We start from the raw sequence: 15355 nt of genomic DNA on the forward strand, positions 1-15355 counted from the left end.
TTTGAAATAATGAAGTCTACGATAACCATTGATGTGAAAATGGACGAGAACCGCATTCCTGATGCAATTGAGTGGAGTGCTACTGAAAGTACGGCCAGCAGACCTCAAAAAGCAAAGGCAATGATGGTTTCTTTCTGGGATGGTGCTGATAAAGCCGCATTACGTATCGATTTATGGACCAAGGATATGATGGTGGATGAAATGGCTAACTTTTTTTATCAGACCTTTATGACGATGGCTGATACCTACGGAAGGGCAACAAAGTATACAGAGCAGGTAAACGATATCAAAAATTTTGCAAGAGAATTTTATAAAAAATTTCAGACCATTCAGCTGGAACAGAATAAAGCTGGCTAAACCTGCGTATATACCCTTGTTTTACCGCAAGCATACGGGATATTTTCTACCCTGATGGTTGGTAGCAACCTTGTATAGACTGTAAAAAAGTTACTCAATTGAAGAACAAACTGCAGGATTTAATCATATTCGAAAACGAGGACCTGATAGCGCTCAATAAACCTTCGGGCATGCTTTCCATTCCCGACAGGGAAGCAAAAGAACAGAGCCTTAAGGATATACTGCAACAACGATATCCTGAAGTTTATATCGTGCATCGTCTTGACAGAGATACTAGTGGTTTGATAATTTTTGCTAAAAATGCTGCGGCACATAGACACTTCAGCCTGCAATTTGAAAATCGTAAAACCATAAAAATTTATCTGGGACTGCTCCTGGGCTCTTTGGCAAAAACAGATGGCGTTGTTGATGTTCCCATTGCCGAAAACACGAGCAAACGGGGCACTATGATGGTACATCGTCGGGGCAAACCTGCACGTACCGATTATAAAGTGCTGAAAGATTTTAAACAATATAGCTGGGTTTGGTTTCAGATACACACGGGGCGTACACATCAGATTCGGGTGCACGCCAAAGAATTGGGGCATCCGTTGGCTGTAGATAAAATTTACGGAGACGGACAACCTATCTTACTTTCCTCCATCAAAAACAGGTTTAAACTGAGCAAGGATGCATTGGAAGAAAAGCCCTTGCTCAATAGATTGGCGCTACACGCCTATCAGCTTACAATAGAAGATTTGCAGGGGAAGGCTATAACCTTGGAAGCTCCTTTACACAAGGATTTAACAGCTACCCTAAAGCAACTGGAGAAATGGCGGCAGTAAGTGAATTTCTATGGAGATCATCGGCCTTTATTCAAAAAAGAAACTTCGATAAGTTTGGATCTTTTTTTATAAAAAACATTTACTACAGACACTTTATCTACCCGTAACCTCATCAAGCAAAGTCTTCCATTTATTGCTAATGATGTCGGCACTGAAACTTTTCATTTTGTTGTGTGCATTAAAGCCCATACGTTCGCGTAGCTGAGCATCATTTATTAATAGTTCAAGATATTGTTGCATTTCAATGATATCATTAGCCAAGAAACCGTTTTCACCGTGCTGGATCAATTCGTTCACACCTGAGCAGGAAGCAAATCCTAATGAAGGGAGTCCTGCAGACATGGCTTCCAGCAATGCTAATGGAAGTCCCTCATATTTACTGGGGAATAAAAAAATATCGGAGTTAGATAATTCATAGAGAGGATCATCTGTGAGCCCCATAAGATGAATCCGGTCTTCCATCTCTAAAGCAGCAATCTTTTCTTTCAAAGATGTATAATCGGGCCCCTGTCCCCAAAAGTAAAGGTCCCAGTGAGGATATTTATGCGCAATTTTTGAAAATACCTCTATAGAGAGATGTTGCTGTTTGCAATCTGTTACTAAAGAGCCTATTTGAATAATTTTATAACGCTCTTTAGTTTTCGTATGATGGACGATGTGTTCGTCAGGAATTTGAGGTGCGGGATTGGGTATGACATAACTTTTTCCCGTAAAGGAATCAGGTATAAACTGTTTATAGCTATCAAACAATACTTGTATAGCAGAAAGATGCTTATAAGCTTCTTTTAGAAGCTGCATCTCTTGCCGACTTCGATACCACAATAAGTCTGTATAATCATAATCGGGCCTACCATTGGTAGAGTTGATGATAACGGCATCATAATGCTGCTGATAGGTAATTTCCAGCAGCGTTTCGATAGACATGGTAATAATTACATCCGGATGCAGCTGTTGCAGATAACGATTCCAGGCTTGGGCACGTTGCAAAAGATTATAAGTATACAAACCATCTGGCCCGTTTACTTTTTTATACAGAAAATAGTTATAAGCTTTGGCATATTTTTTCTTCAATTTATGTTTTATCCAAAACAGTGGATTGTTGCCTTTGTAATTGTATATAGGTTTTGCGACTTTTTGAATAATGGATGTGCTATAAATATTGTCAACCTGTATATTCTCATTTAACGGGAAGAAAGGCTTACCATTTGTATTGGCGTCATAGGTTGCAATAGTAACACTATGTCCGGCAGCCGCAAATTGGTTAGCTAAAAAAGTGCAAATTTTTTCAGTTCCTCCCGAGCCATCAAGAAAGGCTCTGTGTTGTATAAGCACAATTTTCATTCATCGAACTTTTTGCGGATGTTTTCCCTCAGTTTTATTTTCAGTTTTTTAATAAAGACGAATTCTGCGAGAAATATGTACCACCTTTTCAATTTTCTTCTTCGGATTTTATATCGGGCATAATAGCGGTCAAATTGCTGATGTGTGTCGGCTTTGAGAAATGCTAAAAACGGCTTTGAGAGCGAAGCTAGCTCTTGTTTTTTTAAATATGGGAAAACATTTTTATGCATGAAGGTTTTAAGCAGTTCGTGTAAAAACGCCTTCTGCGCCGCGTTTAAGGGCATGCTGATATATCTGAATTCAAACGGTTCATGTTCTATGAATCGGGCAAGATGTAAGGCGCGGCTTTCAAATAATGCGTGTTGGGTATAGAAATTTTCCAAAAGCTCCAACCAGCGTGGTATTTGAAGAACTACTTTTTCTGTGTTTTTATTGATAGCGCGGTGATTTTGTTTTTCATGTTGTCGATAATAATATACTCCTTGTGGGTTTCCTGCTACTTTCTGAGTAAGTGCCAATAATTGATGAGAGAAGAGACCATCTTCACAAGGTTGTATGCCTTCGGGAAAACGAATATCTGGGTATTGGTTTAGAAAAGACAGGCGAATCAATTGAGCACATGTGGGAAGTGCCGGAGGATTGGGCAATCTTCTCATAAAGTACTCACCAATTACTACAATATCACTATCGTTTTGTTGAGCGATCTCGTATGAGGAGCGTATGAAGTTCTTGTCAATGGTATCATCCGAGTCCATAAAGAACACGTAAGCACCTTTAGCATGTGATAGCCCGTAATTGCGGGCTATGGATACACCACTGTTCTTCTGATATAGATATGTAATGCGCTCATCTTTTTGCTGATAGTGTCGGCAAATGATATCCGACGTATCGGTACTGCCATCGTTTACCAGTATTAGTTCGATAGAAGGAAAATCTTGTTGTAATACACTTTCTATTGCTGCCGCCAAATAGTCTTCAACATTATATACCGGCATTATAACCGATACCAAAGGTGTTTGTAATGAGGCGGTCATCAAGAGTTTAAATTGTATATGGGATGTAAAGCTGTTAGGTAAAGATAAACTACACTATGCTTATTCAAAAAGTATTCCTTTTTCCGGTCGAATTAGTATACACTCTTGTATTACGCGTCAACACACGAAAACAGTAGCCGGCAAAGGAATTCCGATACTTCTATAAAGTCGAGGATCAGCAGTGTAACTGCATTATGCAGTTACTTTCTTCTCAATCTGTGCCTGAATGTAATTGTAAAAATCTTGGAAAGTAACCAAAGGAGCAAAATCGCCCGGTTGCACTTTAAAGTGGAAATGATTTTCCAATGCAACTACCAAATCAATATAATCCAGACTATCTAAGTCTAAAACCTCTTTCAGGTTGGCGTCTGGTTTGATGAGTGATGCGTCAGCCTCAAACTCCTCTACTAAAAATGAGTTGGATATATCTATAATTTCCTGCATGTTCATATTTACCACATTTTCGCCTTTAGTTATTGTGCTTATTTGTAACGAGTAATGGGCGTCCTTTTTTCATTATCTCAGTTGGGATATAGATAAAGAATAAAGGGTTAACTCCATTTCCTGACAATCAGGGTAGAATTGGTTCCTCCAAACCCGAAAGAATTGGACAAAAATACATTTATATTTTTTTCTGTAGTATTTTTTATGATATTGATATGTCGGGTTTGCTCGTCGGGTTTTGTAAAGTTGATGTTAGGTGCAATAAAATTATGTTGCATCATGAGAGATGAATACACTATTTCGCTGGCTCCGGCCATCCAGCATTCGTGTCCCGTCATTGATTTGGTGGAACTTATGGGAGTATTACAATCTCCAAAAACTTTATGAATGGCCAGTGCTTCGCTAGCATCTCCCGCTGGAGTACTGGTGGCATGGGCATTGATATAATCGATATCGTGGGGTTGCAAACCCGCCTCTTTCAAAGCCATTGTAAGTGATTTTACGGGTCCCTCTACTGTGGGATTGCTGATATGTTCTCCATTGGAAGAAAAACCATAACCCAAAACTTCCCCAATAATGTTGGCGCCCCGTCTTTGAGCGCTTTCAAGACTTTCGAGAATCACTGTGGCAGCTCCGCCACTGGGAATGAGTCCGTCACGATCTTTATCAAAAGGCCTACTAGCTTGTTCCGGAATATCTTCGCGCACCGAAAAAGCTCCCAGTGCATCAAAAGTACCCATAGAAAGGTGGTTGATTTCCTGGGCTCCACCGGTAATTATACAATCCTGCAAACCCATCTTGATGAGTATATATGCCAGGCCTATGGCATGTGAACCACTGGCGCAGGCGGCACTTACCGTAAGATTAATGCCTTTGAGCTTGAAGATAGTGGCTAGGTTCATGGTAACGGTAGAGTTCAGCGTCTGAAATACTGCGGCCGAACCTACCAACATGGTATCTTTCTTCTCACGAATTAAATCGGTAGATTCGATAACAGCCTTTGCAGAACTGTCGTTGCCGTATAAAATCCCGGGTTGAGCAGCTGCAATATAGTTTTCATCTATACCCGCATTGCGCAACGCTTCTACAGTAGCCATGTAAGCGTATTCGCCTTCTTCGGGTAGCATGATGCGCGAACGCCTGTCCAACAACCCTTTTAAAGATGGTCGCTCTACCCAACCCGTCAATGCAGAGCGATATCCAAATTCTTTTCGCACAGGGTCGAAAATAATTCCTGATTTTCCTGCCTTAAGCGATGCTGTTACTTCTTCTAAGTTCTTCCCGATGCAGGAATAAATCCCCATACCGGTAATCACCACTCTATTCATAAATACAAATGTATATTATTTTAATTCGTACCATATAGTAAAAGCAGCTGCTTTGTTTGACAACTCCCTAAATTTTGTTATCTGTGTAATATTCACAACTAAAGACAGGGTTGCAAGCAAATTAAGAATTTAGGAATATTTATGATAATAATGGCCAAAGCCTAAAGTTTTGTAAACAAGTATGCAATTTATGTTTTCGCCTCGTCTTTATTGAAAAATAATTCCATTAGTACAATTTAAATTTTAATCTGATGAAAAAAGTTTTAACTGCTTTAGCTGTTTTATTTTCGATAAGTGCATTTGCACAAATTGGCGAAAAAAATTTTATCGATAAAAATTACATTGAAGTAACAGGTACATCGGAGATTGAAATCATCCCTGACAAAATATATATTCAGGTGGTGCTGGCCGAAAAGGATAGTAAAAACAAGAACGCATTGAGTGTTCAGGAAAAACAAATGCTACAAAAACTACAGGAGCTGGGAATTGATACCAAAAAGGATGTGTTGATTAAAGACCTAACCAGTAATCTTAAAACCGGGTTTTTATCAAAAGATATTTTGCTGAACAAGCAATACCAGATTATTGTAAAAGATGGTAAAACTGCAGGGCAGGTATTTTTGGCGCTGGAAGAAATAGGCATTTCCAATGCTTCTATTGAAAAGCTGGAAAGCTCAAAAATAGAGGAATATCGGCAAGAAGCTAAAATAAAGGCCATTCAGGCTGCAAAAGAGAAAGCATCACTGCTTTGCAATACTATCGGACAAAAGGCAGGAAGGGCGCTGTACATACAAGAACAGGAAATTATGGCTCGTCCGATATATGCCAATACGGTGATGTATGCTGCCCGTGCCAAAGAAGCTGCAGATGCTGCAGACCTTAACTTTGAGAGTTTAAAGGTAGAGGCTCGCGTATTATGCCGCTTTGAAATATTATAAATCCTTGAAACTATTAGTTGCATAAAGGAAAAGCCGGCATACGATACATGCCGGCTTTTCTCAGTAGGTCATATAATAAACGTTTTAACGTTTATTTAGCCGCTTCAAATTTTTCAGCAACTTTGTCCCAGTTTACTACATTCCAGAAAGCTTTCAGATACTCTGGTCTTTTGTTCTGATATTTCAGGTAATAAGCATGTTCCCACACATCAATACCCAGAATAGGAGTACCTTTTACTTCTGCAACATCCATCAAAGGATTATCTTGGTTGGGAGTAGAAGTTACTTCCAGCTTACCGTCTTTAACGATTAGCCAAGCCCAACCACTTCCGAAACGGGTAGCTCCGGCTGTGTTTACTTTTTCTTTCAGTGCGTCTAATGAACCAAAAGTTTCGTTGATGGCAGCAGCCAGTGCACCTGATGGTTCTTTAGCACCACCCGGAGTTAATATTTCCCAAAAGAAAGTGTGATTCCAGTGCCCGCCGGCATTGTTTCTTACGGCAGCGGAAATACTTCCGGCATTTTTTACCAGTTCTTCTAACGATTTTTCAGCATGCTCTGTCCCTTCAATGGCCTTATTCAGATTATCCACATATGCCTGATGGTGTCTGTCGTGATGAATTTCCATCGTTTGAGCATCGATATAAGGCTCTAATGCATCTTTAGCATAGGGCAAGGGCTGTAATGTAAATGCCATGATCTTTATAAGTTTTAGAGTGATTAAATAAATACCTTATGTAAATACTACAAATTTAAACGCTTATAGTTCTCAGGTTTTCATATTCAGCACAAAAATTCAGCCAGCTTCTATATATATTAAGCGATGAATGATAATTATTTGCAATAATCATTGCAAGATAGTACAAGATTTTGCAGGTTTTTTCAGCTTATTATATTAAATTTAACATATCGTAAACAAAACCTTGCGCTCATGAAAAACATTCTTACTGCGCCTCTATTCCTCTTTCTACTCTTTTTTCCTGTATTAGCATTTTCTCAAACACGACAAATTACAGGAACAGTAGTGAATCAACAAGAAGCACCCATTCCAGGGGCCACTGTTCAGCAGGTAGGTACCAATAATGTAGTAGCTGCCGATGAGAATGGACAATTTTCCATTACAGTATCGGGCTCCTCGGTTGTATTACAGGTTTCGGCGGTAGACTATACCACCACCACTGTCACAGTGGGTTCTCGCTCGTTATTGAAGGTCGTGTTGGTGGAAAGTGCAAAAACTCAAATGGATGAGGTTTTTGTAGTAGCCTACGGTACAGCTAAGCGAAGTACTTTTACCGGTTCGGCAGTAAACGTTACCGCGGAAAAAATTAAGGATTACCCGCTAACTTCTTTTGAAAACGCCTTGAACGGAAAAGTTCCGGGTCTACAGGTTACCCAAAGTTCAGGTCAGGCGGGAACCGCCCCTGTTATCCGCATACGCGGAATCGGTTCTATGAATGCTTCCAACTCGCCATTATTTGTGGTAGATGGAGTTCCGGTAGTCTCCGGTGCCGTAGGGCAAATGGGCGATTATATATACACCAGTAATAATAACGCTTTGTCCAGCATTAACCCCGATGATATCGAATCGGTTACAGTACTAAAAGATGCGGCAGCGGCATCTTTGTATGGTTCTAGGGCTGCCAACGGGGTAGTAATTATTACTACCAAAAAAGGTAAGTCCGGAAAACCTACCATCAGCTTTAAAACATCGCATGGTTTTTCTCCTTCTTGGGCTACCGATAACTATGAAGCTGCGGACGTACAGGCACAAGTAAACATGCTTTATCAGGTGTTTTTTGATTATAACATTACGGGAGGTAGAGATGAAGCATACGCTACCAACGATGCCCTAAGTCGGTTAAACTCTCGATTTAACAAACACGGTTATTATTTCGAAACAGCAGGTCCCGGTCGTTATCAAAATGTAATGATTAAAGGAATGACCGATGGATTGGAAAACCGCGAAGGAAAGTATTTTGATTGGGAAAAAGCCTTATTCAGAACGGGGTATTATACCACCAACGATCTTTCGGTAAGCGGTGGTAATGATAAAACTACCTATTACAGTTCTCTGTCTTTTACACAGGATAAAAGTAGGATACGCGTTAATGAATTCCAGCGTATAGGCGGACGTCTGAATGTAAGCCAAAAAATCGGAAGGCTGTTGGAACTCTCCAGTAATATCGGTATCAGCAAGGACGACGTATCCGGCTACAATGATACTCGCAATACCACAGCCAACTACTTCATGCAAACACGAAACCTACTTTGGCCTTTATACTGGCCTACCGACTATAAAAGCGAATTGCCATTTACCGATCGTTTCGGAAGCTTGGCTCAGAACAACCTGTTCTACGATAACGAATGGGATAATACATCTGGTAAGCTGAATGTATCGGTGGTAGAAGCTTTATCGGTATACATCTTACCCGGACTTACAGGTAAAACAATTTTCTCTTACAATAATTCAAATGTAAGAGAGCATATTTACTATAGTGCAGTTCACTATAATGGAGTAAATACCAACGGTAGTGTTAATGAGATGTCCACTACTTATAATAAAATGGTATCCTCCACTACTTTGAATTATAACAAAAGCTTCAATGAGCATCACTTAGATGTATTGGCCGGTTATGAAGCGGAAAAAAATGTGACCGACTATATGCGGTCTTCGGGAACCAATTTGCCTTCCAGCACGCTACCTACGGTGGTTACTGCCGGTCAAACCACGGCCAATGCATATAGTTGGGGTTATAATATGCAATCAGTATTGTCTCGTGCAGAATATAATTATGCCGAAAGATATTTCCTTTCTGCGTCGTTCAGAAGAGACGGTAGCTCCCGTTTTGGACCGGCTAATAGATGGGCTAACTTTTGGTCGGTAGGTGCTGCATGGAATATTGCCAAAGAATCTTTCCTTAGCAACAATAAAATAATCAACGATCTTAGATTGAGAGGTTCGTACGGGATTAATGGTACAGTTCCTTCGGCCAATTATGGATGGAGAACTTTGACCAGTTTTACAGACAGGTACATGGAGTTACCCGGCGGTAGCATTGTTTCTATCGGCGATGAAAACCTCACCTGGGAAACCAACTATAATACCGATATAGCATTGGAGTTTGGTTTGCTGAATCACAGGCTTACCGGTTCTATAGAGTTCTTCAACCGCAATTCAAAAGATCTTCTTCAGGATGTACCTATTTCCATGGTAACGGGCTTTGGTTCTACACTCCGAAATATCGGAGAAATCAATAACCGCGGATGGGAGTTTGCACTAGGAGCTGATATTGTCCGAAACGCTGATTGGCGTTGGAATGTAGGATTAAACGCCACTACACTGAAATCAAAAGTAGTAAAACTATATAAGCAACCTGGAGCTGATAAGGGCCAGGATATTATTTGGAATGATCCTACCGGTGGCGATGCCCGCGCCCAGTTTATTTATCGCGAGGGCGAGTCAACGCTGGCTTTTTATGGGTACGAATGGGCCGGAGTAGATCCTGAAAATGGACGTAACGTTTGGTATGTAAACGATCCTAATAACCCTACAGCAGGAGACTTCGTCTTTAACGGACGTGGTGCCACTTATTCTTACAGTAAAGCCAATCGTATCATTATTGGAAGTGGTATTCCTGATTTATTCGGAGGCATTACTTCCGATTTGGAATGGAAGGGACTTTCTTTAAATCTGAATTTTATCTATAAACTGGGAGGTAAACTGTATGATGGCGCATATAAGGATGTTGCCGACGATGGGTATTACTGGGAAAGAATCAGATCGGAGATCTATTATAAGAATATGTGGACTCATGACAACAAATCCGGTACCATGCCCATGCTGAGTGGTAGCGACCTTACCGATCCCATGCAGTATAGTACTCGTCAGCTACACGACGCCACTTTCTTAAGACTGAAGAATCTTACTTTGGCATATCGTCTTCCAAAACAGTGGATTAATAAAATTAGTGCTAATAATCTGCGTGTGTTCTTTAACGCCACCAATCTGCTTACTTTCTCAAAATACAAAATAGCAGATCCCGAAGTAAACAATTATGCTACTAGGGGTTGGGAAACGCCGTTTACCAAAACCTATACATTCGGCTTGGAAGTTAGTTTTTGATAATAAAATTCAGAAACCATGATTCCCCAAACTATAAAAGACACGATAATGAAAAAATCAACTATACACATACTTGCTTTGGTAGTAACAACCGTGTTACTGTCTTCCTGTGGCAAGGGTTTTTTGGACGTAACACCTACCAACTCTGTAAGCGCACCTACATCGGTACGTACAGCGGCCGATGCCAAAGTGATGGTCACCGGTATGATGCGTAATCTGCTCAGCTCAAATTATTACGGTCGTAACTTCTTCATGTATGGAGATGCCAAAGGCGGCGACCTTACCCTGTACTCGCAGGGAAGGGGGCTGGATGCATTGTACACCTTCAACCATACGGCCAATACCAATAACTATGGCGGATTTTGGTCGACTATTTATAACAACATCTTGCAGGCGAACAGCTTGCTGGCTAATATTGAAAAGCTGAAGAATGAAGGCTCTACCGAAAACTTCGATGTTTACAAAGGACAAGCATTAACTTTAAGGGCATTGATGTATTTTGATCTGGTGCGTATTTACGGAAAGCCGTATACTTATGATAAGTCTTCTTATGGTGTGCCTAATGTAACTACCCCCTTGGAAGCATCGGCGCAACCCTTACGCGCTACGGTTGAAGAAAACTACAATCAGATCATTAAAGATTTAACCGACGCAGCACCCTTATTGCCTAAGGCCAAAAACAACGGATTCATTAACTATTATGCCAATAGAGCTATCCAGGCCAGGGTATATCTTACCATGGGTAATTACAGTCAAGCATTAGCTGCAGCAGAGGATGTCATCCAAAATGGAGGCTACAGCCTATACACTCCAGCCGATTGGGTGGCTTCTTGGAAAACACAGTTTGGTTCCGAGTCTATTTTTGAGTTGGCTGTACTGCCTACAGAAGCTGATTTAGGCACCGCTTCTTTAGGTTTTTATTTAAGAAGAAAAGGTCATGGAAGTACTAGTGCATTGGGCTTTTTCGGGGCTAGTGATTATTTCCTTGCACGTTTGAATGAAGATCCTACCGATGTACGTTGGGGTATTATGGCCGCCGATGAACTCTCTACTTCATCTAATCCACGACTTGGATCATGTTATAAATACAGTGGAAGTACGGACTTAGCCGGTGATGGAAAATCTACCTCTACGGCAGTTAATATAAAAGTAATTCGCCTGTCAGAAATGTATCTGATAGCAGCCGAAGCGGCGCTACCTACTGATAAAACAAAAGCGGCTAGCTATCTCAACGAAATCAGAAAAAGAGCTCCTGCACTACCTGCTGCTACCTCCGGAACTATTACTTTAGATATGATCTTGGATGAAAAAAGTAAGGAGTTGTTTGCAGAAGGCCAGCGTTACTTCGACATGCTGCGTCTGAACAAGTCCATTACTTTCAATGATGAAATTCTGGGCATTACAATCCCTACACGCCCTAAAACAATAGACAGAACATTTGAGAAAACCATTCTACCTATTCCTATCGGTGAGATCAACGCCAATCCGGCTATCGGACAACAACAAAACTCGGGATATTAACTCAGGTTATACTAAATACCATAAAGCCATCCCTTAAGGATGGCTTTATCTTTTATTTCTGAAAAACTCTTTGATGAGTTGCACACATTCAGTTTCCAAGATGCCTGAAACAACTTCGGTCTTGGGATGAAAAGGCGATACCCCGGGCTTTACACGTGAGAAACCATTTTTAGGATCCGAAGCGCCCCAAACCACTCGTTTTATTTTACTCCAATACAAAGCCCCGGCACACATGACGCAGGGTTCTACTGTTACATACAAAGTTGCATCAGGCAGATATTTCGAACCCATATTGCTGAATGCAGCAGTAAGTGCAATAATTTCAGCATGTGCGGTGGCGTCATTTAGTTTTTCGGTCATATTATGACCTCGTGCCAGTATTTTATTATCCTGTACTACAATAGCACCAATGGGTATTTCCTCTTCCTCCAGCGCCTGTTTGGCTTCTTTAAGAGCCAGCCGCATAAAATATTCGTCGGTATACATGAGTATCGTTTGAACGCTTACATCACAATGTTAAAAGGCGATGTATTTCGCTTGTTTTGATGATTGTGTTTTAACTTCAAACAAAAATAGGTTGAAAACAATAGCGATGTATGGCATCGCACTTAAATAAAAATAGCTATGAGCTCCTTATTGCAGCTAAATAAAATGCGGGAATACTTTTTAAGTGGAGCAACCCGCCCTATTGCATTCAGAAAGCAACAGCTGAAACAATTAAGGCAATCAATTCTCCAATATGAAGGAGCGCTGAATGAGGCTTTATATAAAGATTTAAAGAAAAGCAAGGAAGAAGTGTGGTTCTCTGAAACAGGATTAGTGCTTTCGGAGATTAATTATTTTTTAAAACAGATAGACGATTTAGCAGCACCCCGAAGGGTAAGTACTAATCTCATCAATATGCCCGGCAAAAGCTATGTGATGTATGAACCGTTGGGTGTAGTATTGATTATTGCTCCTTGGAACTACCCATTTCAATTACTGTTTCTGCCTTTGGTAGGCGCTATTGCTGCGGGTAATTGCATTGTACTTAAGCCTAGCGAAATTACTACGGCAACGGAAGCAGTGATGCAGCAGATTATTGCCGAAACATTTGAGCCATACTATGTTTCTTACGTTACGGGTGAGGGTGCAGCAGTGATTCCGGAAATGATGCAGCAATTTAAGTTTGACCATGTTTTTTATACCGGAGGTACTGCTGTTGGAAAAATTATTTATCGTCTTGCGGCAGAACAACTCACTCCTGTAACATTGGAGCTGGGCGGTAAAAGCCCCTGCGTAGTGACCCCAAATGCCGATTTGAAATTAGCGGCACGCCGCATTGCATTGGCTAAGTTTTCCAATGCAGGTCAGATGTGTATTACGCCGGATTATTTGCTGCCGCACCAATCGGTTAAAGATACATTAGTGGCTTTGTTGAAAGAGACGATCAATAAATTTTATGGTGAACAGCCAGTTGAAAGCTATGATTATGGCCGAATTGTGAGTAAAAAACAATTCAGTCGTCTGATGCAATACCTGCATCAAGGCAAAGTGCTTGCTGGAGGTACGCATAATGAAGAACTGCTTTACATTGCGCCTACATTGCTAGAAGTTACGGATACCAGTTTACCCATTATGCAAGAAGAGATTTTTGGCCCCATCTTACCAATACTAACTTATAACGATGATAACGAGGCTTTACAAATTATTCGCCAGAATCCCGACCCACTAGCATTTTATGTATTTACCAATAATAAAGTAGAAGCCGATGATTGGTTACAGCAGGTTCCCTCGGGTGGGGCCTGTGTAAATACGGTAGCTCGACATTATTTAAATAAGAGCTTGCCCTTTGGGGGTAGGGGCAATAGCGGCATAGGACGTTATCATGGCGCCTATTCTTTCGAGACGTTCAGCCATCAAAAGGCGGTGCTAAAAGCAGCTACATGGCCCGATCCGACATTTGCCTATCCACCTTATCAAGGAAAGATCGGCATATTTAAAAAGCTCATCAGATAACGGAGCGATTTAAAAACAAATGATATCTTTCCGTTTTTAATAAAGTAACTATGCACTGGATAATTCTCATCGTAGCCGGATTGTTTGAGGCTTTGTTTGCCACCTGTTTAGGTATGGCCAATCAAACCAAAGGCAAGGAGTCTGTACTATGGCTTATCGGCTTTTTAGTGTCTTTAACCATTAGCATGGTGCTGTTATACATTGCCACACAAAAACTTCCTATTGGTACGGCTTATGCCATGTGGACCGGTATCGGAGCTGTTACAACGGCCATTATCGGTATACTGATATTTAAGGAACCGGCCACGTTTTGGCGACTGTTCTTTATTGCAACCCTTATTGCCAGTGTAGTGGGTTTAAAGGCGGTATCGCATTGATACAAGATTATTATAGTAGTTTTTGTCTATAATACAGGCATAAATATTTTAAGTCTGATAATATTCAATTTGAAGAATGATGATTATTTGATTAAAATATTATTCTGAATTCAAGAATAAAAGAAGACTTGAATAGTGTTAAAGATTTTCTTATAAAGAAAATATCATTTATAAATTATAATAATCACCTATCGCTATATAGGGAACCCTTTGTAATGTTATTTGATTAACGGAGTAAGCTTATCCATTAATAATTTAAGTTGTTGCATTAAATTATCAATATCTTTTATAAATTGTTCAATTTTTATTTCTTTCGCAGGGAAATACGCGGTTTTTCTCCCTTCTTGTTTTATTCTTTGTTGAGCTCTATTATCTATAAGAGTTGGTGTAAACCTGTGATTAAAGGCATTTCTAATGTTATAAGAATCTTTTGTTGATTCTATAAACTCGGTAAGTGCAATTTTTATTTCCTCAGAAGGTATCTTTTTTATAAATTCTTGATTAAAGCGAATTTTATCTTCTTCGCATTTCAAGTTTTGTGTAACGTTTATTAATTGTCCCAAAACATCCCTAACTGAAAAATAGAAATAATAAAATATCTCGATATAATACTCAAGTAAAAATTGATTTGTATAATGTTTTTCTGTGTTCCAGTCTTGAACGTTTTGAAGTCTTAAATAATGAGTTTGAAGATATACGTAAGTTTCTCTTAGTTTTCCTAATTTGTTGTTAAAGCAATTCGCCCACCAGAATACGTCTTCTTCTTGTTGCGCTTTATCTAATGGCTTATTTTGAAAAAAATAATCAAACAATGCAGGGTTATATTTAACATTAAAGTGTGCAATTTTGGGAATTTGTTTATTAATGACTTTTCGTTCATCCTTGGTAGGGTATTTATAAGTGGTTGCTTTTAGAGTAATTGATTTATTAATCATAACATTAATTAATTTAAGTTGCCAGTTATGTTAATTTCTCAAAAGTATATGCGATAACAAATAAAGCGACTTTAATCAGAAAGCCATTTTTTGTTACAGCATGCACTTTTCTGAGCATTTTTTCTTTAATCATAC

The 15355-nt window shown here is 39.8% G+C and carries 14 protein-coding genes; 7 read left to right on the forward strand and 7 right to left on the reverse strand.

Annotation, left to right across the window (positions count from 1 at the left end; all coding sequences use genetic code 11):
• The first annotated feature begins 9 nt into the window (after positions 1-9).
• Both gldC and V2H41_RS09385 read left to right on the forward strand, forming a co-directional pair.
• The gene (gene gldC / locus V2H41_RS09380; protein WP_330974891.1) at positions 10-357 is read left to right on the forward strand and encodes a gliding motility protein GldC; all 348 of its coding nucleotides are present in this window, start codon (positions 10-12) and stop codon (positions 355-357) included.
• Between the two features lie 98 nt (positions 358-455).
• Complete coding sequence (locus tag V2H41_RS09385; protein WP_330974892.1) at positions 456-1181, forward strand: RluA family pseudouridine synthase; 726 nt, start codon at positions 456-458, stop codon at positions 1179-1181.
• 93 nt (positions 1182-1274) lie between these two features.
• Here V2H41_RS09385 and V2H41_RS09390 read toward each other — a convergent pair whose 3' ends face one another.
• The 4 genes from V2H41_RS09390 to V2H41_RS09405 form a co-directional block, all read right to left on the reverse strand.
• On the reverse strand, positions 1275-2522 hold the full coding sequence (locus V2H41_RS09390; RefSeq protein WP_330974893.1) for a glycosyltransferase: 1248 nt from the start codon (positions 2520-2522) through the stop codon (positions 1275-1277).
• Complete coding sequence (locus V2H41_RS09395) at positions 2519-3556, reverse strand: glycosyltransferase family 2 protein (RefSeq protein ID WP_330974894.1); 1038 nt, start codon at positions 3554-3556, stop codon at positions 2519-2521. Before V2H41_RS09395 ends, V2H41_RS09390 begins: the two co-directional genes overlap by 4 nt.
• Before the next feature lie 192 nt (positions 3557-3748).
• The gene (locus V2H41_RS09400; protein ID WP_330974895.1) at positions 3749-4006 is read right to left on the reverse strand and encodes a phosphopantetheine-binding protein; all 258 of its coding nucleotides are present in this window, start codon (positions 4004-4006) and stop codon (positions 3749-3751) included.
• Positions 4007-4107: 101 nt separating this feature from the next.
• Positions 4108-5328, reverse strand: coding sequence for a beta-ketoacyl-[acyl-carrier-protein] synthase family protein (locus V2H41_RS09405; RefSeq protein ID WP_330974896.1), 1221 nt, complete (start codon positions 5326-5328; stop codon positions 4108-4110).
• Between the two features lie 251 nt (positions 5329-5579).
• On the opposite strand from V2H41_RS09405, the gene V2H41_RS09410 reads away from it, so the two are divergent.
• Entirely contained in the window at positions 5580-6266 is a 687-nt protein-coding gene (locus V2H41_RS09410) for an SIMPL domain-containing protein (protein WP_330974897.1), read from the forward strand.
• A gap of 91 nt (positions 6267-6357) precedes the next feature.
• Here the strand turns inward: V2H41_RS09410 and V2H41_RS09415 are convergent, their stop codons facing one another.
• The gene (locus V2H41_RS09415) at positions 6358-6963 is read right to left on the reverse strand and encodes a superoxide dismutase (RefSeq protein WP_330974898.1); all 606 of its coding nucleotides are present in this window, start codon (positions 6961-6963) and stop codon (positions 6358-6360) included.
• 234 nt (positions 6964-7197) lie between these two features.
• Here V2H41_RS09415 and V2H41_RS09420 point away from each other — a divergent pair, with 234 nt between their 5' ends.
• Both V2H41_RS09420 and V2H41_RS09425 read left to right on the forward strand, forming a co-directional pair.
• The gene (locus V2H41_RS09420; protein WP_330974899.1) at positions 7198-10389 is read left to right on the forward strand and encodes a SusC/RagA family TonB-linked outer membrane protein; all 3192 of its coding nucleotides are present in this window, start codon (positions 7198-7200) and stop codon (positions 10387-10389) included.
• Between the two features lie 48 nt (positions 10390-10437).
• Entirely contained in the window at positions 10438-11910 is a 1473-nt protein-coding gene (locus tag V2H41_RS09425) for a RagB/SusD family nutrient uptake outer membrane protein (protein WP_330974900.1), read from the forward strand.
• A gap of 45 nt (positions 11911-11955) precedes the next feature.
• Here V2H41_RS09425 and V2H41_RS09430 read toward each other — a convergent pair whose 3' ends face one another.
• Positions 11956-12396, reverse strand: a complete 441-nt coding sequence (locus V2H41_RS09430) for a nucleoside deaminase (protein WP_330974901.1) — start codon at positions 12394-12396, stop codon at positions 11956-11958.
• A gap of 138 nt (positions 12397-12534) precedes the next feature.
• On the opposite strand from V2H41_RS09430, the gene V2H41_RS09435 reads away from it, so the two are divergent.
• On the forward strand, positions 12535-13908 hold the full coding sequence (locus tag V2H41_RS09435) for an aldehyde dehydrogenase (protein ID WP_330974902.1): 1374 nt from the start codon (positions 12535-12537) through the stop codon (positions 13906-13908).
• A 50-nt stretch (positions 13909-13958) separates the two neighbouring features.
• Entirely contained in the window at positions 13959-14285 is a 327-nt protein-coding gene (locus V2H41_RS09440) for a DMT family transporter (RefSeq protein WP_330974903.1), read from the forward strand.
• Positions 14286-14503: 218 nt separating this feature from the next.
• On the opposite strand, the gene V2H41_RS09445 is transcribed toward V2H41_RS09440, so the two are convergent.
• Positions 14504-15220: a Cthe_2314 family HEPN domain-containing protein gene (locus V2H41_RS09445; RefSeq protein WP_330974904.1), complete on the reverse strand. Its 717-nt coding sequence runs from the start codon at positions 15218-15220 to the stop codon at positions 14504-14506.
• Positions 15221-15355 lie beyond the last annotated feature (135 nt).

The sequence above is a fragment of the Niabella digestorum genome, assembly GCF_036409055.1.
In the GTDB taxonomy this organism is placed as follows: Bacteria; Bacteroidota; Bacteroidia; order Chitinophagales; family Chitinophagaceae; genus Niabella; species Niabella composti.